Here is a 466-nt window from a genome sequence, read left to right as displayed (position 1 = left end):
GCAGACCTGGCAGTGACCTACTCTCCCGCGTCTTAAGACGAAGTACCATGGGCGCAGGGGCGTTTCACGGCCGTGTTCGGAAAGGGAACGGGTGCGGCCACCCCGCCATAACCACCAGGTCGGCAAAGCGCAACAAATTGAGAAGCTGGATTTTGTGAGCGAACAGGAGTGGCGAACAGCGCGTTGCGCTATCCGGGTCCGTTTCGCTGGTTTTGAACACGTCTTTGGAACCTTTTGGGGTCTGCGGGGTGCTTTTGGCACCCATACAGGCCTCCGTCCGCAGCGCCTTTGGCGCGTCAGGACAAAAGAGGATGTTTATCGAGCCGGACGAAGGGTTTAGCTTCGCCGGGCGATGAACATCGGCAATGAGAACGATCAAGCCAATCGAGCTATTAGTACCGGTAAGCTTCATGCGTTGCCGCACTTCCACACCCGGCCTATCAACGTGGTAGTCTTCCACGGCTCT

At 57.5% G+C, this 466-nt stretch carries 2 rRNA genes; both read right to left on the bottom strand.

From position 1 onward, the window contains the following. Positions 1–4 precede the first annotated feature (4 nt). Positions 5–119 (bottom strand): 5S ribosomal RNA (rrf, locus tag AB4048_RS28985). 252 nt (positions 120–371) lie between these two features. Next, positions 372–466, bottom strand: a 23S ribosomal RNA gene (locus tag AB4048_RS28980); the annotation flags it as partial.

Source organism: Rhizobium sp. RAF56 (assembly GCF_052113965.1).
Taxonomy (GTDB): domain Bacteria; phylum Pseudomonadota; class Alphaproteobacteria; order Rhizobiales; family Rhizobiaceae; genus Rhizobium.
Note: the sequence above shows the minus strand (reverse complement) of the source record. Positions and strands in the feature narration are given on the sequence as shown.